21 protein-coding genes are annotated in these 24026 nt (G+C 51.5%); 6 read left to right on the top strand and 15 right to left on the bottom strand.

The annotated features are described in order from the left end of the window. Positions 1–11 precede the first annotated feature (11 nt). From NST96_RS13605 to NST96_RS13570, 8 genes are all read right to left on the bottom strand, one after another. A complete protein-coding gene (locus NST96_RS13605; protein ID WP_311068471.1) occupies positions 12–1205 on the bottom strand; it encodes an amidohydrolase in 1194 nt (397 codons plus the stop codon). A 2-nt stretch (positions 1206–1207) separates the two neighbouring features. Then, the gene (locus NST96_RS13600; RefSeq protein WP_003386832.1) at positions 1208–1732 is read right to left on the bottom strand and encodes a GNAT family N-acetyltransferase; all 525 of its coding nucleotides are present in this window, start codon (positions 1730–1732) and stop codon (positions 1208–1210) included. Positions 1733–1753: 21 nt separating this feature from the next. Then, positions 1754–2506 (bottom strand): amino acid ABC transporter ATP-binding protein, encoded by a 753-nt coding sequence (locus tag NST96_RS13595; protein WP_024984744.1) that lies wholly within the window; start codon positions 2504–2506, stop codon positions 1754–1756. Further along, on the bottom strand, positions 2503–3213 hold the full coding sequence (locus NST96_RS13590) for an amino acid ABC transporter permease (RefSeq protein ID WP_024984745.1): 711 nt from the start codon (positions 3211–3213) through the stop codon (positions 2503–2505). Before NST96_RS13590 ends, NST96_RS13595 begins: the two co-directional genes overlap by 4 nt. 27 nt (positions 3214–3240) lie before the next feature. Then, the gene (locus NST96_RS13585; RefSeq protein ID WP_024984746.1) at positions 3241–3942 is read right to left on the bottom strand and encodes an amino acid ABC transporter permease; all 702 of its coding nucleotides are present in this window, start codon (positions 3940–3942) and stop codon (positions 3241–3243) included. A gap of 33 nt (positions 3943–3975) precedes the next feature. Continuing rightward, positions 3976–4797, bottom strand: a complete 822-nt coding sequence (locus NST96_RS13580) for an amino acid ABC transporter substrate-binding protein (protein ID WP_003386838.1) — start codon at positions 4795–4797, stop codon at positions 3976–3978. Positions 4798–4838: 41 nt separating this feature from the next. Beyond that, a complete protein-coding gene (locus NST96_RS13575; protein WP_342406511.1) occupies positions 4839–5867 on the bottom strand; it encodes an LLM class flavin-dependent oxidoreductase in 1029 nt (342 codons plus the stop codon). Positions 5868–5996: 129 nt separating this feature from the next. Beyond that, entirely contained in the window at positions 5997–6920 is a 924-nt protein-coding gene (locus tag NST96_RS13570) for a LysR family transcriptional regulator (RefSeq protein ID WP_003386840.1), read from the bottom strand. 301 nt (positions 6921–7221) lie between these two features. On the opposite strand from NST96_RS13570, the gene NST96_RS13565 reads away from it, so the two are divergent. Then, positions 7222–7701 (top strand): MarR family transcriptional regulator, encoded by a 480-nt coding sequence (locus NST96_RS13565; protein WP_003386841.1) that lies wholly within the window; start codon positions 7222–7224, stop codon positions 7699–7701. 17 nt (positions 7702–7718) lie between these two features. After that, the gene (locus NST96_RS13560; RefSeq protein WP_031933335.1) at positions 7719–8942 is read left to right on the top strand and encodes a multidrug effflux MFS transporter; all 1224 of its coding nucleotides are present in this window, start codon (positions 7719–7721) and stop codon (positions 8940–8942) included. 275 nt (positions 8943–9217) lie between these two features. Here the strand turns inward: NST96_RS13560 and NST96_RS13555 are convergent, their stop codons facing one another. Then, positions 9218–10060 (bottom strand): aldo/keto reductase, encoded by an 843-nt coding sequence (locus NST96_RS13555; RefSeq protein ID WP_003386845.1) that lies wholly within the window; start codon positions 10058–10060, stop codon positions 9218–9220. 39 nt (positions 10061–10099) lie between these two features. Next, positions 10100–11296, bottom strand: coding sequence for an MFS transporter (locus NST96_RS13550; RefSeq protein WP_024984750.1), 1197 nt, complete (start codon positions 11294–11296; stop codon positions 10100–10102). Positions 11297–11496: 200 nt separating this feature from the next. Here NST96_RS13550 and NST96_RS13545 point away from each other — a divergent pair, with 200 nt between their 5' ends. Next, a complete protein-coding gene (locus tag NST96_RS13545) occupies positions 11497–11868 on the top strand; it encodes a helix-turn-helix domain-containing protein (RefSeq protein ID WP_003386848.1) in 372 nt (123 codons plus the stop codon). A gap of 164 nt (positions 11869–12032) precedes the next feature. Here the strand turns inward: NST96_RS13545 and NST96_RS13540 are convergent, their stop codons facing one another. From NST96_RS13540 to NST96_RS13530, 3 genes are read right to left on the bottom strand one after another with little or no spacing between them, the layout of a single operon-like run. Then, positions 12033–13268 (bottom strand): efflux RND transporter periplasmic adaptor subunit, encoded by a 1236-nt coding sequence (locus NST96_RS13540; RefSeq protein WP_024984751.1) that lies wholly within the window; start codon positions 13266–13268, stop codon positions 12033–12035. Positions 13269–13293: 25 nt separating this feature from the next. Beyond that, positions 13294–16422, bottom strand: a complete 3129-nt coding sequence (locus tag NST96_RS13535; protein ID WP_342406510.1) for an efflux RND transporter permease subunit — start codon at positions 16420–16422, stop codon at positions 13294–13296. A gap of 19 nt (positions 16423–16441) precedes the next feature. Further along, positions 16442–16858 carry a MarR family transcriptional regulator gene (locus NST96_RS13530; protein WP_172920310.1) on the bottom strand — a complete coding sequence of 139 codons (417 nt, stop codon included), beginning with the start codon at positions 16856–16858 and terminating at the stop codon, positions 16442–16444. A gap of 205 nt (positions 16859–17063) precedes the next feature. Between NST96_RS13530 and NST96_RS13525 the strand changes: the two genes are divergently transcribed. The 3 genes from NST96_RS13525 (at position 17064) to NST96_RS13515 (ending at position 20513) form a co-directional block, all read left to right on the top strand. Continuing rightward, on the top strand, positions 17064–18245 hold the full coding sequence (locus tag NST96_RS13525; protein ID WP_342406509.1) for a sensor histidine kinase: 1182 nt from the start codon (positions 17064–17066) through the stop codon (positions 18243–18245). A 12-nt stretch (positions 18246–18257) separates the two neighbouring features. Beyond that, positions 18258–18950: a response regulator transcription factor gene (locus NST96_RS13520; protein ID WP_003386853.1), complete on the top strand. Its 693-nt coding sequence runs from the start codon at positions 18258–18260 to the stop codon at positions 18948–18950. Between the two features lie 336 nt (positions 18951–19286). Beyond that, positions 19287–20513 (top strand): MFS transporter, encoded by a 1227-nt coding sequence (locus tag NST96_RS13515; protein WP_024984754.1) that lies wholly within the window; start codon positions 19287–19289, stop codon positions 20511–20513. A 156-nt stretch (positions 20514–20669) separates the two neighbouring features. Here NST96_RS13515 and NST96_RS13510 read toward each other — a convergent pair whose 3' ends face one another. Together NST96_RS13510 and NST96_RS13505 are read right to left on the bottom strand one after the other, a co-directional pair. Further along, on the bottom strand, positions 20670–22406 hold the full coding sequence (locus NST96_RS13510; protein ID WP_003386855.1) for an amidohydrolase: 1737 nt from the start codon (positions 22404–22406) through the stop codon (positions 20670–20672). 221 nt (positions 22407–22627) lie between these two features. After that, entirely contained in the window at positions 22628–24001 is a 1374-nt protein-coding gene (locus NST96_RS13505) for a sugar phosphate nucleotidyltransferase (protein ID WP_039071401.1), read from the bottom strand. Positions 24002–24026 lie beyond the last annotated feature (25 nt).

The following is a 24026-nucleotide window of genomic DNA, read 5'->3' as shown; positions in this document are numbered from 1 at the left end:
CTTTCGATCAGTCAAGCGTACCGTTCCAATTGCAGCTCGTTGTCCGTCTCCCACCGCTCCAGCGCATGGATGGCAGCCAGTGCAAACAGAGCGGCACCCGGCGACAAGGCGTCTTCATTTACAGTAAATTTCGGATGATGCCACTCTTCGCTCCCGCTGGTCCCAATCCAAGCGAAGCTGCCTGGCACGACTTGTTGATAATGGGCAAAATCTTCACCGCCTGCCGAAGGCTTTGCCTCCACGACGTTCAGGCGCAGTGCCTCCGCTGCACTGTGAAACACTTCTGTCGCCGCCGGGTGATTGTCTACTGACGGTGTTCCCGCGAACCATTCCAGTTCGGCCCGGGCTCCGAAGCCTGCTGCAATTCCGGTCGCGATCCGCTCAAGCAGCTCCGGTATTTTCTGCCGCACCTGCGGATGAAACGTGCGAACAGTACCGTCCAAAGCTGCTGTATCGGGTATGACATTCCACGACGTGCCGGCGTGAAATTGGCAGACGCTGACAACCGCGCTTTCAAAAGGGCTGATGCTCCGGCTTACAGCCGTTTGCAATCCCCCGACGATCGCGCTTGCGGCCACGATCGGGTCAATGGCCGCATCCGGCACCGCGGCATGGCCCGCTTTTCCGGAAACCGTGATGTTGAAGCCGTCCACACTCGCCATCAGCGGTCCGCTTAGAAGTCCAATGGTCCCGACCGGCAAGTCCGGTTTATTGTGCATCCCGAAAATGGCGCTCACGCCTTCCAATGCTCCTGCTTCGATCATTGCTTTGGCCCCTGTGCCCTTTTCCTCTGCCGGCTGAAACAGCAAGCGAACGCGTCCAGGCAGCTTGGCCGCGTGTTTTTGCAGTAAAAGAGCAGCTCCCAAAATCACAGAGGTGTGGAAGTCGTGGCCGCACGCGTGCATCCTTCCCTTGACCAAAGAAGCGTAGGGCAGCCCGCTCTCCTCCTGAATCGGCAAGGCATCAATATCTGCCCGAAGCGCTACGGTGGGTCCCGGCGCAGCTCCTGTAATCTCTGCCAATACGCCTACCGGAATCGCCAGCGGCAATATGCTGATCCCGGCCTCTGTGAGCGTGTCGCGAATTTTCCTCGTCGTCCGGTGCTCCTCCCAGGACAGCTCCGGATAGCTGTGGAGCTCTCGCCTGATCTCGACGAGCTTGCTATGGTATTCCGCTGCTTCTCTGAGCAGATCTTCGGCTGTAATCGTCAAATGGACACCTCCTCATTGTGCGTTTCGCTTGCGGCAGTCGGGCTGTGAATGAGCCGTTTTTGCAAAAACACAAGCTTGTCATCATGACCCAAATCCCGCTCATAAAACGGGGTATATCCGTTTCTTTCGTACATCGACAACAGCCATGGGTGCTTTCTGGATGTCGCCAGCGTTACACAAGGGGCATGCAGCGTATCGCGGACAACCGTTTCTTCCACATACCTGAGCAGCCTTGAGCCGATGCCCTGGTTTTTGCAGTCAGGGTCTACCGCAAACCAGTACAAAAAGGGATATTCCGTCACCTCTACCAAGGAACGCAAAGAGATTGTCGCGAGCAGCCTGCCCTCCCTCTCCAGAACAAAGCATGTATGCTCGGACAGGTTTTCGAGGATCATCTCCATATCTGCGTGGACAGCGGTAAACTCGATTTCCAGCTCCCGGATGGTTTGATACGCTCTTTTGATCAGCTCCAAAAGCTTCTCCGCGTCCTTTACTGTCGCCAGACGAAACTGGTCGCTCATGCAAAACACCTCCCAAACGATTCAGATCACGTAGCTCCACTCCGGGGTAATCCGCCTCACGAACTGTTTGGTCCGCTCTTCTTTCGGATTTGAAAAAATCTCATCCGGTGGGCCTTCCTCAACGATCACCCCGCCGTCCATGAACACGATATGGTTGGCCACTTCTCTGGCAAATCCCATCTCATGGGTGACTACGATCATCGTCACGCCTTCCCGCGCGATCTTTTTGATAACCGCCAGAACCTCGCCCACCAGCTCCGGGTCCAGAGCGGACGTCGGCTCGTCAAACAAGATCACCTCCGGACTCAAAGCCAGTGCACGAGCGATCCCGACACGCTGCTGCTGTCCGCCGGAGAGCTGGCTGGGATAGTGATGAATCTTGTCAGACAACCCCACTTTTTCCAGGACGTCGAGGCTTTTTTGCTTTGCTTCTTCTTTCGGTAGCTTTTGTGCGACGACGAGGCCTTCCATCACATTTTCCAAAGCAGTCTTGTGCTTGAACAGGTTGTAATGCTGAAACACCATCGCCGTTTTTCTGCGGAGCTTCAAAACGTTCTGTTTGCCCGGCTGCTTGCAATCGACGGTGAAGCCGCTGATCGTCACCTGACCGTCTGACGGCCGCTCCAAAAAATTGACGCAGCGCAACAGTGTTGTTTTTCCCGAACCGCTTGGCCCGAGGATGACTACAACATCCCCTTTGTTTACCGTCAGGTCGATGCCTTTCAGCACCTCATGGCTTCCGTATGACTTGCGGATATTTTGCAGTTGAATCATGCGATACCTCCCCGGTTGTACGCTGTAACACGCTTTTCCAGAAAAGCGGTGATCCTCTCAGCGATAATGGTCATCCCCCAGTAGATCAACGCGGCCGCGATGAAAGCCTCCAGGAACTTCAGATTGACGGAGGCGACGACATTCGCCTTTCCGAGCAGTTCCATCTGCGAGACGGTGAAAGCGAATGTGGAAGTGTGCAAAAATCCGATGAACAGATTGCACAAATTCGGCAAAATGATCCCGATCGCTTGCGGCAAAACAATCCTCCACAGCGCTTGGCGGGTGCTCATCCCGACGGCGTAAGCCGCTTCGACCTGGCCTTGGTTAACCGACAAAATACCGGAGCGGATAATCTCCGACATGTAGGCACCTGCCGTCAACGAAAAGGCCGTCAGCACAAAAACCAGAATCGGAATCGAAGCGGTGTCAATACCCCATCCGAATTGATCGGAAAGCTTGGCGATCAAAAGCGGCAGGGCAAAGTAAATGATCAGCACATGCAGCACAACAGGCGTTCCTCGCAGAAAGGAAACGTAAAAATCGGCGATCCGGTGGAGAAACCGCACCTTGTAGATACGCATCAGTGCCGTGACCACGCCAATCCCGAACCCGATGATCAGCGGAATGACCGTGATGACGAGCGTGAGCGGCAGAGCCGTTACAATTTCGAAGAAGCACGTAATGATAAACGGAATGTCAATTGTCATCTGATACGCCCTTTCCGCAAAATGATGTCAGGCGCTTGCCCACTTTCTCTCATGCCTCTGCAGCCTCCGCTCTGCGCGGGCAAAGCCTTTTTCCAGTACGATTACGACGAGATAATAAATGATCGCCAGCCCGATATACACTTCGAGCGCATGCGCCGTTGCCGAGATCAGTGTCTGCCCCCGCCCCATCATATCCATCACGCCGATGCTGAAAGCAAGCGATGTGTCCTTGAGAAACCCGATGACGGAATTGGCAAAGTTGGGAAAAGCGATCATCCCCGCTTGCGGCAAAACGATTCGTACGAACGCCTGCCTACCCGTCAAGCCTGCAGCGTACGCCGCTTCTATTTGTCCACGGTCCACACTGTTGACTGCAGCGCGGATCGTCTCCGAGAAAAAGGCAGCACTGCTCAAGGAATACGTCGCAATGACGAAAAACAAAGGGTTTGCCCGCGAAACGTCCAGATGAAACAGTTGCAAAAACGCCGGGAGCCCGTAAAAGACGAGAAACAACTGGATCAATACCGGCGTTCCCCGGATAAAGGAAACGTAAATCGCTGCGAGCTGGCTGAGTACCGGCACGTTGTACAACCGGGGCAGCGCGATCAAAAGAGCCAGCCATAAGCCAAAGAAAAGTGCTGCGACGAGGATGAACAGCGTCACCGGCAAATACGCCAGCAGCTTGGGGAGAAACTCAAAGATTAATGCCGGGTCAAATGCTTTGCCCATGGCGTTTGCCTCCCTCGCGACGAAAAGACTCCATTACTGCTCAACGGTGTAGTCACCGCCCAGCCATTCTGTGCTTAATTTCGCCAGCGTTCCGTCTGCCTTGATTTCCCGCAAGGCTTCATCGATTCGCTGCTTCAGCTCCGTCGCGTCTTTTCGCAAAATGTAATAGACTTTCGAATTCGAAAGCGGCTCCCCGACCGTTTTCAACTGCGCATCCACCGATTTATTGAGAAAATCGATGGCAAACTGGGTGCTGATGGTTGCGTCGACCCGCCCCGATTTGATCTGGGCATTGGCATCCTCGCCCGTGCCGGTGTAGACGATGTTGATCGGATTGCCATGCTCTTTGTTCCACTTCTCAGCGAGCACCGCGGCATTGCTCGTCGCAGTCACGATCAGCTTTTTCCCCTTCAAATCCTCGATGGAGCGTACCTCGTTGTTGTCCTGGCGAACGACAACCTTGTTGGGAAAAATATTGTAAGCCTCATCGTTGAACAAGAACTTGGCCTTTCTTTCTTCATTTACTTCCATCTGATGGGCGATCAGATCGATCTTGCTTGTCTCCAGGCTGAGCAGGAGGTTTTTGAACTCAAAGGTTTTCAATTCAAATTCGTAGTCTGGAAGCCGCCTGTCGATCTCTCTGATCAGCTCGACATCATAGCCGGTCAGCTTGCCATTTTCATCAATAAAGCAGATGTTCGGAAATGAAGTGCCCGTACCCACCACAACCGTTTTGACGCCGGAAGCCGCGCTCGCCAGACTTCCCCCTGCCCCTTGGGTTACCGGGCCGGGAGAGCAACCGGATGCAACCAGGAAGGTGCCGATCAACAAAGATAACAACGCTGTTTTTTTCATAACATTCCCTCCATTTGATTTGTGGACAAAGGCGGAGTCCCCTACCGGCTTGGTATCGACTCGTCCGCGAATGCTTCCTTTACTTGCACATACGAGTCGAGGCGCCTGTGGAAATCCTTAAGCGGCACGGTGATGATCAGTTCGTCGACCTGATAGACGCGCTGAAGCTCCAGCAGCTTATTGCGAACGGTATTTTGTGAACCGGCAATGATATTTGCCTCCTTTACCTCGATCCTGTACTTTTCCCCGGATTGTACACCGAAAGCTTCGGCTGCCTCTATGCTGTTCACAGTCAACGTTCTCCCGCCTTCGAGATGGATCTTGACATTCTTGTACTCCGAAGCCCATTCCCTGGCTTCCCGATCCGTCGCCGCTACGATCACCGACAGCGCGAGAATGGCTTCTCTGTTGGCAATCTCGGCAGGAGATTTTGCGGAAAATCGTTCTCGGTATAGAGTAAAGGCATCCCGTATCACAGCCTCATCCCCGTTGATAAACTGGGCAAAGACGTAAGGCAAGCCAGCCTGTGCGGCCAATTCGGCACTGGAGGTGCTTGTTCCGAGCAAATAGATGGGGGATGGAGTTTGCGGGACCGGAGTCGCACGCAAGCCAAACAGCGGATGCCCCTCTTCGATCCGGTTGTAAAGATAGGCATCCAGTTCCTTGAGCTTTTCTTCCAGCGGTTTCGGTGTCCCGCCCTCTTGCTGCAGGGCCCTCGTGGATAAAGGGAGTCCGCCCGGCGCACGGCCAATGCCCAAATCGATGCGCCCCGGGGCCAACGCTGCCAGCACGTTGAAATTTTCAGCGACTTTATAGGGACTGTAATGCTGAAGCATCACTCCTCCGGAACCGAGCCGGATACGCTTTGTCTTGGCTGCCAAATATGCAAGCAACACTTCGGGCGAAGAGCCGACGACGTCATCAGAATTGTGGTGCTCCGACACCCAAAACCGATGGTAGCCGAGCTCCTCCGCTGTTTGGGCCAAGGTGATGGTATGAAGAAACGCTTCTTCTGCCGACTCCCCCTTGCCAATCTGGCTTTGATCCAAAATACTTAACCGAATGCTCATGGTCGCTCCCTCCTCGCGGGCAAGCTGAACGATAACTTTTATTATTCCGATTTGTTTAATCGGGATTTGTTGTAAAAAAATGTACCACCGCCTCCTCGCACAGTCAATCGGCTGGGTAATCAGCTTTTTCTATTCATGAATAGAGAAGTTCAATCGTGATTCATGGAAGCTGCTTTTCCAGTCGATTTCTTTCCTCAGAGACAAAAATGTGTTCCAGATTTCGCCGCCCTCCCCTTTGCGTGCGATCACATTCGTTCGCAAGGTTAACGAGGTAAGAGCTGGTATCGCAATCGGGCAAAGCTGCTTTTCCCGTACTTCCCTTCTCGCGCATGATTCGGGCAAAAAACCGATCCCCAGTCCTTTGCATATGCATTTTTTCGCGGCCTCTACATTGTCTATGTACAGATCGATGGACGGTAGTCGGGACAAGGACTCAAACAGTCGGTGAAGCTTGATCCAGTCAAGCGAGCCGCATTCAAAAAAGACCAAAGAGTAATTCCCTGCTTCTTCTATCGTGACATTATCCTGCTCCCATAACGGATGGCCTGGATACACAAAGAGACGAATCGGGTCTTCATAAAACATGACCGAATCAATCCGCGGATGTGTGATGTTTCGCACCAGTCCCAGGTCGATTTCGTTTTCCGTCACCTTTTGCAAAATCGCTTCGGATGGTCCTGTCACCAGCTTGATCTGAAGCTCGGGGTATTTTTTTCTCAAGACCGGCAAGATTTCCGGGATCAAGTAATGGGATACCGATGCTGTGCAGCCGAGGCGTATTTCCTTTATTCCCGCGCCAGTTGTCTGAAGCTGCTGTTTTCCTTTTTTATACGATTGCAGTATCTGCTGCGCATACGGAAGAAACTGCCTCCCTTTTTCCGTCAGGGTGAATTTCCTGCCTTCCCGGTGAAACAGCTTGGTGTCCAGTTCACGCTCAAGCGATTGAATCCGGGCCGTGATGGATGGCTGCGACAAGAACAAGGCATCTGCTGCTTTGTTAAAGCTGTTAAAGTGGACGACGTAAACAAAAGCTTCCAGATTTTCGATATTCATCTGTCTCTCTCCTCGTATTCCAGGCTGACTGCTGTTCTTTGCCTTCTCGCGGGCCCCACTAAAAAAAAGAGACAGAATCCCCCTGAAAGGTATTCCTGTCTCTAGTGGTCTAGTCGACATGTAGTTCTCTTATCGGAATAGTTTGGATTATTTTACGTACTTTCTCAGCTTTTGTCAATGCTTCTGGAGTGCCGTTTTGTCCTCTTTTTTCCCCCAGCAAGCAGCTTGTTCATCCATTGACAAAAAAGAGGCAAAGCTTTACACTCATTTTCATTAGTCGGCTAAACGAAGGGGGATCTTCATGGCTTTTGACTACTCCACTGCCCTAACCCATCTGATGAGCCATGTGATGAAGCTGTACCGTCACAATGTCGACCTCTTGATTCAAGCCTACGATGTTTACCCCGGTCAGCCGCCGCTGCTCATCCGTCTGGCGGAAGAGGACGGCCAGATTCAGCAGGAGCTTGCCCGCAAGCTAAACATCAAGCCAGCCACGATGACCGTCATGGTCAACCGGATGGTCAAGACAGGACTGGTGGAGCGCAGAAATGACCCCCACGATCAGCGAGTGTCCAGGGTCTTTCTCACCGAAAAAGGACGCCAAGCAGAGAAAGCGGTAAAAGAAGCGTTGCAAGAGATCGAAGAAAAGTGCTTCGCACACTTTACCCCGGAAGAAAAGGAGCTGTTCCGCCGCTTGCTGCAGCAAATGCATAAAGATTTGGAGGATGTACAGTCGTCGAAGCGTTCATCGACGGAAATTTGCACAGAAAGGTTTGAATGATACTTGTGAGTGATCCAATGATTTCGTACAACCGTACAACCGAAAAAGCGATTGGCACCAGCCGTTTGATGATGGTTCTTGTGCTCGGTTCTTTAACCGCTTTTGGACCTTTGTCTCTCGATATGTACCTGCCGTCGCTGCCAAAGATCGCCGAAGAATTGCAAACGAGCACTTCTTTGGTCCAATTAAGCCTGACATCCTGCCTGCTCGGCCTTTCTGCGGGACAGCTTTTGGCAGGACCGCTCAGCGATGTACAGGGCAGGCGCAAGCCGCTTTTGATCGGTCTGATCGTCTACATTGTCACCTCTTTGCTGTGTGCCCTTATGCCTTCGATTTGGGGCTTCGTCGCGCTCCGGTTCATTCAAGGGGTTGCCGGAGCCGCCGGCATCGTGATTGCACGGGCGATGGTTCGGGACATGTACTCCGGGACAGAAATGACGAAATTCTCCTCGCTGCTGATGCTCGTCAACGGTGCTGCTCCGATTCTGGCCCCTATTTTTGGCGGCCAGCTCCTGGAGGTAACGTCTTGGCGGGGTGTATTCATTGTACTTGGAGCAATCGGGGTCCTGATGCTGGTCGCGGTCTTGCTGAAGCTGCCTGAGACTCTGCCCGCAGAACGCCGCGCACCCGGCGGCTTGACACAGACGCTCTCCACCTTCCGCGGCCTGCTCACCGACCGGAACTTCATGGGCTACGCGCTGTCCTCGGGTCTCGTGTCGGCGGCGATGTTTGCTTACATTTCCGGTTCGCCCTTTGTGATTCAAAATATTTACGGGGCTTCGCCGCAAATGTTCAGCTTGTTCTTTGCCATAAATGGCCTGGGGATCATTATCGCCGGACAAATTACCGGAAAGCTTGCCGGACGCGTCAGTGAGAAAAAGCTGCTGATCATCGGACTGGGGATCGCTGTGTTCGGCGGCATCTCGCTCTTGGCCATGATCCTCATCGGCGCTGGACTTGCAGCTGTCCTGCCGCCGCTATTCCTCGTCGTATCCAGCGTCGGTATCGTCAGTACGACTGCTTTTTCACTGGCGATGCAAAACCAGGCCAAAGCGGCAGGCAGCGCCTCTGCGCTGATCGGCCTGCTCTCCTTTGTTTCCGGCGGCATCGTCGCCCCTCTCGTCGGGATCGGCGGCAGCGGCACAGCCGTACCGATGGGTGTCGTCATCGCGCTTGCCGAAATTGGAGCAATCCTGTGCTACCTTTTGATGATCAAGCGTAAAGAAACGACCGTGGATTGAACGCCATTTTCAAAAAACGCAGAGATCGGGTAACATGCAGGGCTGGATTCCTGCTGAAACCTCACCATGTGATACCGCACGTGTGCGGGGGAGGCGGCTCCATCCACCCACTGCTTCGCTCGGAACACGCAAAAAAGGGACCTCACCTCTTACCAGGCTGAACCAGGTAGAGGCAAGGTCCCTTTTCGCTGTTATAATGAAAAGAAAAAGACCGGTCCTAAACCGATTATGAAAGGAGCCCTCTTGCGATAGTCAACAAGAGGGCTTTCGGTCTATTAAAAGTCAAAGTTATCCGGATCCGGACCGACTCTGAGATTTTGATTCAAGCTGTCGATTCGCTCCATCTCTTCGCTCGTCAGCTCAAAATCGAATACCGTAGCGTTTTCGACGATTCGCTGCGCCTTTGTCGATTTGGGGATCGTAACGACTCCGTTTTGCAGGTCCCAGCGCAAAATGATCTGGGCAACCGATTTGCCGTGCTTTGTTGCGATCTCCTGCAGGACTGGATTATCCAACAATTGCCCCTGCATGAGCGGCGACCACGCTTCCAACTGAATGCCGTGCTTCTGGCAATACGCCTGAAGTTCTTTTTGGGTCAAGCGCGGATGGTACTCCACCTGGTTCACCATCGGTTTGATTTCTGCATCCTTCATCAAGTCTTCGAGGTGATGGATTTGGAAGTTGCTGACCCCGATCGCTTTGACCCGCCCTTCTTTGTAAAGCGTCTCTAGTGCCCGCCATGCCTCTTTGTATTTGCCCGCTACAGGCCAATGTATCAAGTACAGATCAAGATAGTCCAGCCCCAGCTTGTCCAGGCTTGCCTGGTAGGCGGCGATTGTCGATTCATATCCCAGATCGGCATTCCAAACCTTTGAGGTGATGAACAGCTCCTCCCTTGCGATGCGAGCTTCTTTCATCCCTTCACGGATCCCTTCTCCGACTCCTGCTTCATTTTCGTAAATCGCTGCAGTATCGACACTCCGGTACCCATGAACGATAGCGGTTTTTACGGCATTCACCAATTCCGGCCCTTCTTCTACCTTAAATACTCCCAAGCCGAGCCAAGGCATTTTTACCCCGTTATGCAATGTTGTTGTATCTTGTAAATGTTTTGCCATGATGAAAGTCCTCCTGACTATGTGAAATGGAAATGATGATTATGCGCGTTGCTCTCTTTGATCCCTTTGCTCCAATGCCCGACTCCAGCCGGACAAGACGACAGCCGCCAGTACCATGAAGCCGCCGATCCATGAGGTATGAATGAGACCGATGGAATCGGTAATGACCCCGCCGAGATAGGAGCCGATGGCGATACCTGCATTAAAGGCGGCGATATTGATCGCTGAGGCGACATCTACAGCACTGGGGACAAAACGCTCTGCCAGCATGACGACGTACACTTGCAGACCAGGCACGTTCATAAAGGCGAACAGTCCCATCAGAAAGATCGTAATCAAGCCAGCTACTTTGAACGGTGCGGTGAACGCCAAAAGAAAAAGGACTGCCGCTTGCACGATAAACATATAAAACAAGGCCACAATCGGCTTTCGATTCGCTACTTTTCCGCCAATTACGTTTCCGACTGCAATCGCGATGCCGTACACAAGCAAGATGACCGCGACCGTTTCAGCTTTAAACCCTGTTATATCCTGAAGCAGTGGAGACAAATAAGTGAAGACGACGAACGTGCCCCCATACCCCAACGCGGTAATCAAGAATACCAGCAGCAACCGCCCATTTGTAACGAGCTTGAGCTGATCGCCAAATTTTGTGCGAATCCCTTTTGCCAAATTGCGAGGAACCAGGATGCCGTTCGCAATCAAGGCGATAGCCCCTACCGCAACAATCGCTACAAAGGCAAGCCGCCACCCGAACTGTTGACCGATAAAGGTTCCGATCGGCACTCCAGTAACGGTAGCCACCGTAAGGCCTGTAAACATGATCGAGATCGCGCTGGCTCTGCGATCCTCCGGCACCAAATTGGCGGCGATGGTAGACCCGATTGACATAAATACACCGTGCGCGAAGGCGGACAAAACACGGGCTATCAGCAGAATGCTTACGCTGGTCGCACTGGCTGCAATGCTGTTCCCCGCGATAAAGACGACCATGATCCATAGCAAAAGTGTTTTCCGGTTCATGGTGGAAGTCAGTGATGTCAGGATTGGCGCGCCGACCGTGACCCCAAGTGCATAGAGGGAAACGGTCAGCCCGGCTGTCGTGACAGAGATGTGTAAATCTTGGGCGATCAGCGGCAGTAATCCCACGCTGATAAATTCTGTGGTTCCTATCGCGAATGCACTCACTGCCAATGCCAGCAGTGCCCACATATTACGCTTATGATCCAAAGGCATGGTTCCTCCTCCTGTTTGTGTCTATTTCTAGGGCCCTAGTTGCCAACAGACTATCTAAATAAAAAAGTATAGTGATTTTCCGCCGGCAAATGCTATTATGGGAGTTATAAGTCAAAAAGAAAAGAACGCACTTTTTTGTGTCATAGGTACTCAAAAGTATGATAGGCACTTTTTGGTGCCTGTTTTCAGGAGGTAGCACCATGCAAAAGAAGAAGTACAACATCGCTGTCGAAGCAACGCTCGAAGTCATCGGAGGCAAATGGAAATGCGTCATCCTCTGCCATTTGACCCACGGCAAAAAGAGGACGAGCGAATTGAAACGGCTGATGCCAGCCATTACCCAAAAAATGCTGACACAACAATTGCGCGAGCTGGAGGAAGACGGGGTCATAAACCGAATTGTGTACAACCAAGTCCCGCCCAGGGTCGAATATGAGCTCAGCGAGTATGGGTGGAGCTTGAAAGGAATACTGGACTCCCTTTGTGCCTGGGGAGAAAGACATATTACCAAAGTATACGGAGATAAATTTGCTGTCCTGGAGGAAAGCATCTTAAATGAACAACTGAAATAAACGCTGTTGAGCGGAGGGCTCCTTCGTTATTTTGTTCCAAACCGCTTGATCCAAACCGACACAAAAAAAGAGCTGTGCCGCAGCCTCCTGCGATTGCACAGCTCTTTTCTGTCTTGTCAGCCTTCCCGGGAAGGTCCGTACAGGCCCATCCCGAAATGCCTTTATTACTGAATGATCGATACTTTTTTACCGTCTTGCAGCAATGTCTGTCCTTTGACGACTACCTTATCTCCCTCGGCCAAACCGGATTTAATCACGATCTGGTCGCTCGTTTCTTCACCAGTAGTGACTTCCACCTGCTTGGCGACTTCATCCTCGATACGGAATACAAATTTTTTGCCCTCTCGTTCAAACACGGCTTTGCGCGGAACGATCAGCTCCTCTTCCTTGCCGGAGACTTGACCTGCAAACGTAACGTTCACGACCATGTCCGCCTTCAGCTCGTTGGAAGGGTTCGGGATCGAAATTTCGATCGGATACGCCTTGAGCTGTGAATTCATCACAGGGCTCACCGCCGATACTTTTGCTTCCACTTCTTTGCCGAGAATCGGGATGTTTACCTTTACGGCCGTACCCACTTTGACTTTTGTGATGTCTTGTTCAGAAAGATTCGCTTTGACCAAGAGCGGGTTTGTGTTGACGATGACGACAACGGGAGTTCCCTGCGAAGCAATCTGTCCAACCGCTCCGTTTACGCTCGAAACAAAGCCGCTGATCGGCGCTGTCACGACTGCATTCGCCAGCTGCTCTCTAGCATTTTGCAAAGCGACCGCTGCTTGGTTCACGGATGCTTCCGATACTTGCAGGGTTGTTTTTTGCTTGGTTGTTTCCAACGTTTGCTTAGCGTTTTCATATGCAGTCTGTGCATTCATCAGACTTGTGTTTGCTTGCTCGAACTGCTGGGATGAGATAGCCCCTTGATCAAACAGTTGTTTCATCCGTTGCTGGTTCAGCTGGGCATCCGTCAGTGCTTGTTCAGCTTGTTTCAAGCTGTTTTGTGCCTGTACCAGGCTTTGATCCGTACTGCTTCCCGACTGCTTGAGATTCGCCAGTGCCACTTTATACGCTGCTTCCTGCTGGGCGACTGTATTGGCGAGATCCGTCTCGTCCAGTTTAAACAAGACTTCTCCCTTTTTAACAGGCTGACCCAGCTTTACCGGGAGGCTTGTAATTTTCCCGCTGACTTTGGGACTGATCTGTATTTCCTCGCTTGGAGCCAATTTGGCTGAAATTCCCGCTTCGCTGCTGACGACTCCTTTTTTCACCTGTTCAATCTGTACGGGAGTCGCCGCTTCTTCTGCCTGCGTATCTGACGGAGCAGCTGCTTCCGGCTGGGAGCAGCCAGCTACGAGCAATGCCACGGATAGCGCTAAAATAATGGGTTGTTTTCTCACGTTCACATTTCCCTCCTTATCCCACATGCACTTACGATTCGATGACTGGAACGCTTTGTTTTTGTTTCCGCTTCTCTCTTTTCCGGTTGCGTCTGTCGCGCAGTTTCTTGCCGAAATCATCGAACAATGTCGTGACAACAGGCACCAGCACCAATGTAATCAACGTGGAGAAGCTCAGACCAAAAATAACGGTGATGGCCATCGGCGCTTGAGACTCACTACCGGAACCCGTTGCGAAGGCAAGCGGTCCAATCGCAAGGATCGTGGTCATGGTCGTCATCAAAATCGGACGAAGACGAATCGGACCTGCTTCCAGAATCGCTTCGTGCAGGGAATGCCCTTTCGCACGCAGTTGATTCACGTAGTCGATCAATACGATCGCGTTGTTCACGACGAGACCGATCAAAAGAATGTAACCGATCAATACGGATACGCTGAGCGGTGTCGCTGTCACCAGCAATCCGAGAAGTACCCCGGTAACTGTCGGCGGTACCGAGAACATAATGATAAACGGCGTGTAGAAGGATTCAAACTGCCCCGCCATAACCATGTACACGAGTACGACTGACAGGATAATTGCCAGTCCGAGGCTAGCAAAGGACTCAGCCATGTCCTCCGATTGACCGCCAAAATCAACTTTATATCCATCCGGCAGCGTGAGCTTCGACAGCTTCGCCTGAATGTCTCGCGTCACCGAATTCAGATCGCGCCCGGCCAGATCGCTCGTAATCTTGATCTCGCGAGACAGATTGGAACGATTGATCGCCAGCGGAACCTCTACCTTGGAAATCGTCGCTACAGAGGAAAGCGCGACTTGCGCTCCGCCCGGCGCTGAAATCCGCAGGTTTTTCAGATAGTTGATATCTTCTTGGTAAGATTCAGGAAGTTTGATCTTTACATCGATTTCATCGTCGCCTGTACGATATTTCGTTACAGTCTGTCCTTGGAAAGACGTACGGACGCTGGACAGGATTTGCCCCGTAGTAAGTCCATACATACTAGCTTTCTCGGCATCCACCAGCACTTCGTATTCCTGCAGCGTATCTTCCATACTTGTCGCTACGTTGGCTGTACCCGGGATACTCTTGATTTGTTCCTTGATGATGCCGCCGATGTCTTGCAAGACAGCCAGATCATCACCACGGAGGGTAAGCTCTACCGGGGAGCCTGTCGCGAAGCCTTGCGAGGAGCTTACGGTAATTTCAGCTCCAGGTATCGACGCCACTTGTTTTTGCAGGTCGATGGCGATATCGCTCGACGAACGAGTCCGCTCGGTCACATCGACAAGCAGCAATGTCACTGACGCCCGGTTTGATGTTGCAGTGGCTGCAATCGGCGAACCGCTGCTGCCGATCGAGGTAGACAAGGTTTTCAGTTCCGGTACTTTCGAGGCGATTTCTTCGATTTGTTTGGCAACCTTCTCTGTTTCCTCTACAATCGTGCCGTTCGGCATCTTAATGGAAATGGACACCTGTCCTTCATCCATGGCCGGCATGAACTCTGCTCCGATCATCGGCGTCAACAGCAGAGAGCCGATCATCGTACCGATGGTCACGAAAAGAACGGTTTTCCGGTGGCCCAGGGACCATTTCAAAAGGCCGCGATAGCCGTTTTCCACTCTCTTGAATCCGATATTGAACCATTTGACAGGGTTGACGCCCCGGTACCCTTTCATATCACCATGATGCGGCACTTTTTTCAAGATGCGCGAGCTCATCATCGGCACCAGCATGAGCGAGAACACCAGTGCGGCGATATGGGAGTATACGACAGTCAGCGCCAATGGACCGAACAATTCAGAAGCGATTCCTTCCGTCATGGCAATCGGAAGGAATACGCAAATTTGCGCCAAAGCGGACGCCATTACGGCGTTTCCGACTTCTTTGGAACCGACCAGTGCGGCCTCCATCATGCTCTTGCCTTTTTCCCGCTGTCGGAAAATATTTTCCAAAATAACAACCGCAAAGTCAATCAATGAACCAAGTCCGAGAGTCAAACCGGACAGGGAGATCAGGTTGATCGTCTGTCCTGTCATGTACATCAACAGGAAGGTCGCGACGATCGAAACAGGAAGAACGATCGTGGCAATCAACATCGATTGAAAACTTCCGAGGAAGAAGAACAGCATGATGATCCCGATACCGCCACCCAGCAAAGCGTGCTCAGCAGTGGTGTAAATGGAGTCCTTGATATAGGTTGACGTATCCATCGTATTTGTGACGACGATGTTCTCCGGCAGATCCTTCTTCAGCTTCTCCATTTCTTTTTTTACGGCATCAGCGACTTCGATCGTATTGCCCCCTGATGCTTTCGTAATGGACAGGCCCAGGCTTGGCTGCCCGTTTACGTAGTTCAGCTGGGTGATCGATTCCAGTGTATCTTCGACAGTCGCAATGTCTTTTAACCGAATCGAGCTGCTTCCTACCGGGATTGGTGTCATGGCGATCTGATCGACACTCGCGAACTCGCCTTGCACCCGGATGTTCATTTTGCCGTCGCCTTCACGGACAGAACCGGCAGTACCCGAGATGTTGTTGCTTCCGATGGCTTGTTGAATCTGATCCAGCGTCAGTCCGTATGCAGACAGCTTCGCCGGGTCCAATGTCACATCGACAACCCGGCCCTGACCGCCGCCAATCGATACGGAAGCGACGCCATCAATCCGCTCCAGTCGGGATTGAATGACATCTTCGGCGATTTTCTTCAACTGGTTTACATCTTGTTCGCCAGTCAGCGCGTAGGTAAGGATCGGCTGACTGTTCGGATCAATTCTAAGTACCCGCGGAGCATGTGCCGAATCCGGCAATATCCCCCGCACCTGGTCTACCTTATCCCGCATATTCAGGGTCGCCTGGTCCAGATCTGTTCCCCAGTTGAAGAACAAAATGACCTGGGAAGCCCCCTGCATGGAGACCGATGAAATGCTGTCCAGGTCTGCAACCGTACCCAGCGCATTTTCTATCGGCTTGGTCACCAGCTTTTCTACCTCGCTTGGCGAACCTCCGTCTACAGAGGTGACGACCACGGCTACCGGAAAGTTCAGCTCCGGCATCAGGTCAATGGCCAAACGAGGCAGAGACACGAATCCAAAAATAATCATGGCGACCGTCAGCATGATCATCGTGACGGGTCGCTTAATCGAAAGTGCAGATAGGTTCACATCCACTCACCTCTTCCAGTCAACTAGTAGCTCTTTTTTTATAGGTATACATCTCGTGAAGGACATGGAGTGATGAGATGATCTGAGCAGTTTTTCCTTCGAGTGTCCCTACGTATGATTCGTCAGATTCCACCTCTTCCCCCTTGGTTATGCGCAAAGTCGGAGAGACCCATACGATCCGGCGATCGTTTCCGTCTCTCAACCGTTTCACCAAATCTTCTCGCTCCAATCGGTTTACAAGCCCTGACGTGGTGCTGTAGGGAAGTTCGACCGCTTTGCTGATCTCGCCGATTGTTTTCGGTCCATCCTTGATTTGTTCCAAAATGAGAACCTGTTGCCAAGTCAGGTCTTGTGTATCCAGTTCTTCTCCTGAAATGGAAGAAAACACGGCATTCGCTTCACGCAACAGCTTTGCCAACTGAATCAGTTCCTTCATTCCTAGCCTCCCTTATCAAACCAGCAACGTACAACATCCTTTCTCTGGATGTAATTGTCACAACGTATATTGTAAACATAGGACTTCCGTATGTGATCTATCGACGGATTGATTATAGATTCGAGCAGGTCTATCTACAGATAGATGACACACGTGGTAGAATGAAAGCAAGAATATGAAAAAGTGTGGAAAGAAGGGTGTCGCTTTGTTTAAACGAATACTGGAAGCCTTGCAAAAGCGATACTTTACCGTTTGGTTTCTGGCTTTGATTGTCCTGATTTTAGTCCCGAATTCATATATGCATGAAACACCGACCCAATTCGCTTTTTCGTTTGCCATTCTGGTCTGTCACTTTTGGCTGTTCTGGACGCCAAAGAGCTTGTGGACCCCTTTGCGCACCGAATGCGTTACCTTATTGATCGGTTTGGTTACAATCGTCAAAGCGCTCGTCGGAGGTTCGGAGACGATTGGGCTGCTGTTTCCCCTTGTCATTTTTGTCGGCGTCAGAATGGAAGAAAAACGCGCCTTGATCTACGCAACCGGTCTTGGGTTGATCGGACTACTGCTTCTGATCAAGGACCACTCGTTCTTCTCGCCGCATTTGGTCCCCTTCGCGCTCACCTTTATCGGCTGCTATGTCGGAGCAAAAGGGTACCGGGTCCAGTTCGATGCCTATGAACAAAACCAGCTTCATCTGGAGCAGTTGCAAAAGGCCCATGCCCAACTGAAAGAAGCCCATAACGAGCTGCAGGAGGCTGCCGTACATACGATGCAGGTGGCCGTCCTGGAAGAACGCACGAGGATTGCCCGCGATCTCCACGATCAGCTGGGGCATTCCCTCACATCTTTGATCGTCCAGCTTCACGCCTTGCAATTCATGCTGAAAAATGGGCCCAGCGACGCACAGGAAGCGGTACGAAACATGCTTTATGTAGCCAAGCATAGTCTGGAAGACATTCGCGGATCTGTTCACACGCTGGCGAGTGACCAGTCTTCCCTTGGTTTAGCTCCGCTGCGGGCGTTCCTTTCCCAAACGGAGAAAAACACCGGGCTGCGCTGCAAATTGGTTGCAGACGATCCCGAGCTTGGGTTGACACAAACCATTTCCATCGCTTTTTACCGAATCTTGCAGGAAGCGGTTACAAATACGCTGCGCCACTCCGAGGCAGGTCAATTGGACGTAATCGTTACCCAGGATGATACCCACTGCTATATGTGCATCCGTGACGATGGAAAGCTGACACCTGGTGAAACCATTGCACCGGGATTTGGACTATCAAGCATGAAAGAACGTGTGACGGAGCTGAATGGCTCCCTCTCCTACACCGCGGTTGAACCACATGGGTTTGAAATCAAAGTGGTGATTCCGTACCAGGATATCGCTTAGGAAGGGATAACGATGGTGCAAACAGAAAACGAAGGCGCAAAAAAAATCAAAGTGTTGCTTGTCGATGACCAGACGATGATCCGACAAGGCTTGGGCTATGTCATCCAGATGCAGCCGGATATGGAAGTCGTCGGCGAAGCGGCAGACGGCGAAGAAGCGATAGAAAAAGCGGCAGCTTGCCAGCCCGATGTCATTTTGATGGATGTGCAGATGCCCAAGTGCTCCGGAATCGAAGCAACACGCCAAATCTTGAAGCAATCGCCCCGCATCAAGGTGTTGATTCTCACTACCTTCGACATCCAGAATTACGTAGTGGATGGGATTCGCGCGGGCGCTGTCGGGTATATGCTAAAGGATGCCGATTCCCAGGAGATGCTCGAACTGATTCGCAGCGCTTATCAGGGAGCTGTCCTTTTTCATACCGGTACGGCTGCCAAGGCGTTGGCAGAATTGCTCCGCAGTCAAGAGCCCGTTGCGGCAGAGCCGACCGAAAAAGGGTATGTCCTATTGGAAGACTTGACGGATAGAGAATTGGACGTCCTTCAGCAGCTTGCGTATGGTTTCCGCAACGACCAGATTGCCCAAAACCTGTTTATTTCGGAAGGAACCGTCAAGACACACGTCCATCGGATTTTGCAAAAAATGGGCGTTGAAGATCGTACCCAAGCCGTTGCCCTGGCACTCCGGCACAAGCTTGTAAAATAAGTGAGCTCCAATTCATCCCCCCCTTGTCTGCGTTTTACAATCGCGCTGCAGATGTGAAGCCGGTCATCCTGTTTCGGGTTTCCGGCTTTTTTGTCTTCTTTCGCTTCACCCAATATGGATATACGAACAACTTGCAAAAAGATTTCACTCTATCGAGAGTTTTCTGCCGCAAAGTGCATCTTTCAGAAATCTGCCAGTGTGAGTGCGGATGAAAATCTGTTATTAAGCTTTTGCAATAGGCCTATGTATTTTCTTGATAACTCTCCACGATAAAGGAGTGTTAAAATGAACATATTGTGAACGTTGTTCTTTCTATTGAAAAGGTTGTGTTGCAGCATGTCTTTCTCGTGGAAACGGAATCTAGTCGTCTTGTGGATCGGCGTCTTCTTTTGCAGCGCTGCCTATTCCATTTCCATCCCTTTTTTGCCGATCTTTCTCCATACCTCGCTGGGTGTTAATGAGCATCTGGAAGCATGGTCGGGCATTTCTTTCGGGATTACGTTTCTGGCCAGTGCGTTAATATCTCCCTATTGGGGATCTCTGTCTGACAAGTACGGGAGAAAACCCATGTTGATTCGGTCGGGTTACAGCTTGGCCGTTTTGTATTTTCTCAACTATTTGGTGACGGACCCTTATTCGTTCCTGGCACTTCGAGTCCTGCAGGGGCTTTTGGCCGGATTTGTGCCTGCCTCGATTGCACTTGTCGCGACGAATACGCCAGACAAGCATGTCGGCTACGCTCTTGGCATCATGGCTACTTCTGGTGCTACCGGCGGGATCATCGGGCCACTCATCGGGGGCTTTGTCAGCCATCTGTGGGGAAACCGGGAAGCGTTCCTTTTCTCCGCTGTAGTCGTCTTGATCGCGGCATTAATTGCCACATTTTTCGTAAAAGAAACGAATTTCAACCGGTCCGGCGAGCGTTCGCATGTTGCAGACGATATTCGTCTCGCGATGGCTAACCGCTCCTTTGTCACCATTCTCGGCCTGGCCATGGTCGTAACGATCTCCGTCATGCTTCTGGAGCCGCTGCTCACCGTCTACGTCCTGCAGCTCGGGGCATCTCAGCAAGATGCTTCGCTCAGCTCGGGCATCATCTTTTCCGCGGTCGGAATCGCCACGGTGCTGGCCGCTCCGCAATGGGGCAAGATCGGCAACAAGATCGGCTACTCGAAGATTCTCTTTATCGGCTTGTTGGGCGGCGGAATCGGGAACCTGCTTCAGTACTTTTTCACCAGCCTGTACGGCTTTGGCATCCTGCGCTTTGTTTACGGGTTGTTTTTCGCGGCCGTCTATCCGTCTTTGAATGCGCTGATCGTGAAAGTAACAGACCCTGAATTCCGCGGCAGAGCATTTAGCCTCAATCAATCCTCTACACAGCTCGCCAACATGATCGGTCCTGTGCTGGGAGGCTTTTTGGGAGGCTGGATTCCCATCCGGACGGTATTTATTATCAACGGGATCGCATTGTTGGTCATTGCCGTACTGATGAAAACAAAATTTGCGATCCAGGCCCCCGCCAAAGAAAGCAGGGACGTAAAGGCAGATCATTCGACTGCTTGATGATTGCCACCGGCAAAAGATCACCGTTCTATAAGGTCTATCGCACTCTGAATGTTGATTGAAGGTAAAAAATGCTGCCCGTTCCAGCAGATTCGTCTACTGGAAGAGCAGCTTTTTTTTGCTTAAAGCCAATTCATTCCCTATTCACTATTCCCTTTACTTGAACGCCTCGTTTCGATACACTTCTTTGCCTTCAAACAGCGTCCAGAGAATGTTCGTTTTCTTGATCTCCGTTGCCGGAATCGCAAACAGGTTTTTGTCCAGAACGACCAGGTCTGCCTTCTTGCCCACTTCGATAGAACCGGTAATGTCCTCTACAAAATTGGCGTAAGCCCCGTCAATCGTAAAGCTGGCAATCATGTCGGCCAGTGTGGCGCGTTCATCCGGGTTGGCAATATCTTTGGGGTCCGTTTTGCCCTCTTCAATCCGGGTGATGCCTTGTTGAATGCCGTGCAGCGGATTAAACTCCTGGGTCACAATGTAGTCGCTGCCGGAAGCCATCACGATGCCTGCGTTGATCATGCTTTTCATCGGGTACTCCTCTTCGGCCCGCTCCCGGCCCAAATACGGGACCTCGATTTCTTCAAAGAACCCGGGCTCCTTCAAGAACCAGTAAGGCTGCGGGATTCCGATGACGCCCAGCTTTTTAAAGCGCTCCATATCTTTTGGATTGAACAATTGCAAATGAACAATGGAAGGACGAGCATCCCGCTGTCCGTTCTTTTTCTCCGCATATTCGAATCCGTCGAGAGTAATTCTCGTCGCTGCATCGCCGATCGAGTGGACGTGCAGCTGGAAGCCGGCTTTATCGACAGCCGCCGCCGTCTCGTTGTACACTTCCGGGTCCCAGATCAGCTGGCCCCTCGTATGCTTGTGCTTGTACGGCTCTTCCAGATAGCCGGTAGCACCCTCTACGACGCCGTCCATGAATATTTTCACCGCGTTGATCTGAAAATGAGGGCCTTTGTTCTCTTCGCGCAGCTTGATGAACTCTTTCACCTGCTCCGGACCCTTCGCCGGGTCTGCAGTAATGGCGTTGCGGAAGCGGACAGTCAGCTTGTCTTCCTCAGAGAGCTGCTTGTACGCCTCGAGCACGTTTGGATAGCGCAGCATGTCCGGATCGCGCGCTGTCGTGACCCCACGCTCGGCGGCCAGCTTCTGATATTCCAAAATTCCGTTCATATACTGCTCGACTGAAAGACCCGGAATTTTCTTCAGCACGAGGTCCATCGCCTTTTCGCGCAGTGTTCCTGAAGCCTCTCCAGTAGCCGGATCGCGCTCGATCAGACCTCCGTCCGGATTCGGCGTGCTTTTTGTGATTCCCGCCACTTCCAATGCCTTGGAGTTTACCCACAGAGAATGACCATCATCCGATGTGAGTGCGATCGGGATGTCTTTGGATACTTCATCCAGCGCCTCTTTACGCGGTCCAATTCCGGTGGCAGCCGAGTTCGTCCAGCCCCGCCCCTGGATCGCGGTTTCCTCTGGATACTTCTTCACAAATTCCTTGACAGCTTTCACGTATTCTTCGATCGACCCCAGTTCAAACAGATCGACTGTGTAAATCATGCCGGTCGTCTTGCTGGCATGGGTATGGCTGTCGATGAAGCCCGGCAGAACCATCTTCCCCTTTACATCCACCACTTTAGTCTGTGCCCCGGCGTACGCTTTTGCTCCTTCGTTGGTACCGACATAAACGATGGTATCTCCCTTGACTGCGACCGCTTCGGCCCAGTTCCGGTTCCGGTCTACCGTATAGACGGCACCGTTTTGCAGGATCATGTCAGCCGGCTGGACAGCAGATTTTGTCTGGACAACCGGTTGGGCATGTCCGATCGACGGCACCAGCAGGGATGCCAGCAGCAATGCACCTGCCGCTTTCTTTGCAAACATGCTACTCCTCCTTTTTCTGTCTGACTTATGCAGAATAATAAATGATTGCGACGGACAAATAAGCTTTTGCGTATATGTACGTTCCGCTCATCCATCATAAGGTACAATGGCGATGTTTGGCAATTCATATAGGAAAGAAAACGACATAAGTTTGGAAAGATTCATGAAAAAGCGCCCCCTGTCCTCTGGCATGGCGGCGCCTGTCTCATGATCGCTTTCTGTCATTGCCTCAAGGAGTCCAAGAGATCATCCCACGACATGAATAGGCGGACGATGTCTTCTTCGACAAGTCTTGTGCCCATTTGAATCTCGATAATCTCCAACTCTTCGATTGCCTTGATTGCATGTTTGGCATGGACAGGAATTCTGACGACATCGCCTGCCTTTACCCGAATCAACCGGTCATTCAATACGAATTCACCGATACCGGCTACAATCGTCCATACCTCACTGCGCATCTGGTGATATTGATAGCTGAGGTTTTTTCCTGCGTATAAACACAAGCGCTTGGTCAAGATGTCTGTTCCATCCGTCCTTGTTTGATAATCGAGGACTCGATACCATCCCCATCGCCGTTCCTCAAACATCGGTCTTTGGTCTATCTTTTTCACCAGATCTTTCACTCGGTGGCTTTCCGATTTTTCCGATACCAGTATGCCGTCAGGGCTTGCCGCTACAACGACATTCGGCACTCCCACTACCGCTATCGGGATATCCAATTCATTCACGACATGTGTATTGCTGCTATCGTCGCTAATGATGCCTTTTCCGATCACTTTTGTTTGAATATCCGCCGTCAGTGTATCCCACGTGCCCAAATCCCGCCAGGTGCCATGATACGGGATCGCTACAACCCGATCTGCTTTTTCAACTACTTCATAGTCAAAGCTTATTTTTGGCAATTGGTCGTATTTCTCCACAAGCTCATCAAACTCAACCGGCAGCTTTTTTTCTTCCAGCAATTGAATGAGGTAGCCTAACCGAAATGAAAAAACACCGCAATTCCACAATGCATTTTGCCGAAGAAGCTTGGCTGCCTCATCTTTAGACGGTTTTTCCGTAAAGGAATCAACAGGGATATAGCCTTCGGAGGTTTTTAGGGTATTTTGAACCGGAATAATATAACCGTACTTTTCGGATGGGGAGGTGGGCTGCACCCCGATTAATGCAATATCTGCGTCGGATTGTCGTATCGCGTCCTCCAACTCCTTGACTTTATCAAAAAATTGATAATCCGTATAAGGATCGACTGGCATGACGACGATCACTTCATTCAAGTCTACGCCCTGCTTCGAATAGAAATACGTTGCTGCCAAGGCTATAGCCGGATACGTGTCTCGACGCTCCGGTTCAATGATAAGAGGCACATTGCTCCCCAACTGGGAGGTAATCATGTCCACCTGCGTTTTGCTTGTCGATATATAGGCTGAATGGTCCATTTCTTTCGTCTTCAGTTGTTTCCATATCCTCTGTATCATCGACTCCATCTCGTCATCGGGAGTTCGTATCGTTTTTAGGAACTGTTTTGATCTGGATTCGTTGGAAAGCGGCCACAGTCGTTTCCCTGTTCCTCCTGAAAGCAAAACGAGCCTCAACGGAAAGCACCTCTCTTCTGTCTGA

It is taken from the genome of Brevibacillus sp. FSL K6-2834, from assembly GCF_038592925.1.
GTDB lineage: Bacteria > Bacillota > Bacilli > Brevibacillales > Brevibacillaceae > Brevibacillus > Brevibacillus borstelensis.
Note: the sequence above shows the minus strand (reverse complement) of the source record. Positions and strands in the feature narration are given on the sequence as shown.

What these genes read in the sequence shown, in the direction of transcription:
- NST96_RS13595 (WP_024984744.1), bottom strand. Translation starts at nt 2,506, where the DNA reads ATGATTCAACTGCAAAATATCCGCAAGTCATACGGAAGCCATGAGGTG.
- NST96_RS13565 (WP_003386841.1), top strand. Translation starts at nt 7,222, where the DNA reads ATGGCTTTTGACTACTCCACTGCCCTAACCCATCTGATGAGCCATGTG.
- NST96_RS13555 (WP_003386845.1), bottom strand. Translation starts at nt 10,060, where the DNA reads ATGGCAAAACATTTACAAGATACAACAACATTGCATAACGGGGTAAAA.
- NST96_RS13580 (WP_003386838.1), bottom strand. Translation starts at nt 4,797, where the DNA reads ATGAAAAAAACAGCGTTGTTATCTTTGTTGATCGGCACCTTCCTGGTT.
- NST96_RS13530 (WP_172920310.1), bottom strand. Translation starts at nt 16,858, where the DNA reads ATGAAGGAACTGATTCAGTTGGCAAAGCTGTTGCGTGAAGCGAATGCC.
- NST96_RS13585 (WP_024984746.1), bottom strand. Translation starts at nt 3,942, where the DNA reads ATGGGCAAAGCATTTGACCCGGCATTAATCTTTGAGTTTCTCCCCAAG.
- NST96_RS13570 (WP_003386840.1), bottom strand. Translation starts at nt 6,920, where the DNA reads ATGAATATCGAAAATCTGGAAGCTTTTGTTTACGTCGTCCACTTTAAC.
- NST96_RS13515 (WP_024984754.1), top strand. Translation starts at nt 19,287, where the DNA reads ATGTCTTTCTCGTGGAAACGGAATCTAGTCGTCTTGTGGATCGGCGTC.
- NST96_RS13510 (WP_003386855.1), bottom strand. Translation starts at nt 22,406, where the DNA reads ATGTTTGCAAAGAAAGCGGCAGGTGCATTGCTGCTGGCATCCCTGCTG.
- NST96_RS13575 (WP_342406511.1), bottom strand. Translation starts at nt 5,867, where the DNA reads ATGAGCATTCGGTTAAGTATTTTGGATCAAAGCCAGATTGGCAAGGGG.
- NST96_RS13560 (WP_031933335.1), top strand. Translation starts at nt 7,719, where the DNA reads ATGATTTCGTACAACCGTACAACCGAAAAAGCGATTGGCACCAGCCGT.
- NST96_RS13520 (WP_003386853.1), top strand. Translation starts at nt 18,258, where the DNA reads ATGGTGCAAACAGAAAACGAAGGCGCAAAAAAAATCAAAGTGTTGCTT.
- NST96_RS13545 (WP_003386848.1), top strand. Translation starts at nt 11,497, where the DNA reads ATGCAAAAGAAGAAGTACAACATCGCTGTCGAAGCAACGCTCGAAGTC.
- NST96_RS13600 (WP_003386832.1), bottom strand. Translation starts at nt 1,732, where the DNA reads ATGAGCGACCAGTTTCGTCTGGCGACAGTAAAGGACGCGGAGAAGCTT.
- NST96_RS13590 (WP_024984745.1), bottom strand. Translation starts at nt 3,213, where the DNA reads ATGACAATTGACATTCCGTTTATCATTACGTGCTTCTTCGAAATTGTA.
- NST96_RS13550 (WP_024984750.1), bottom strand. Translation starts at nt 11,296, where the DNA reads ATGCCTTTGGATCATAAGCGTAATATGTGGGCACTGCTGGCATTGGCA.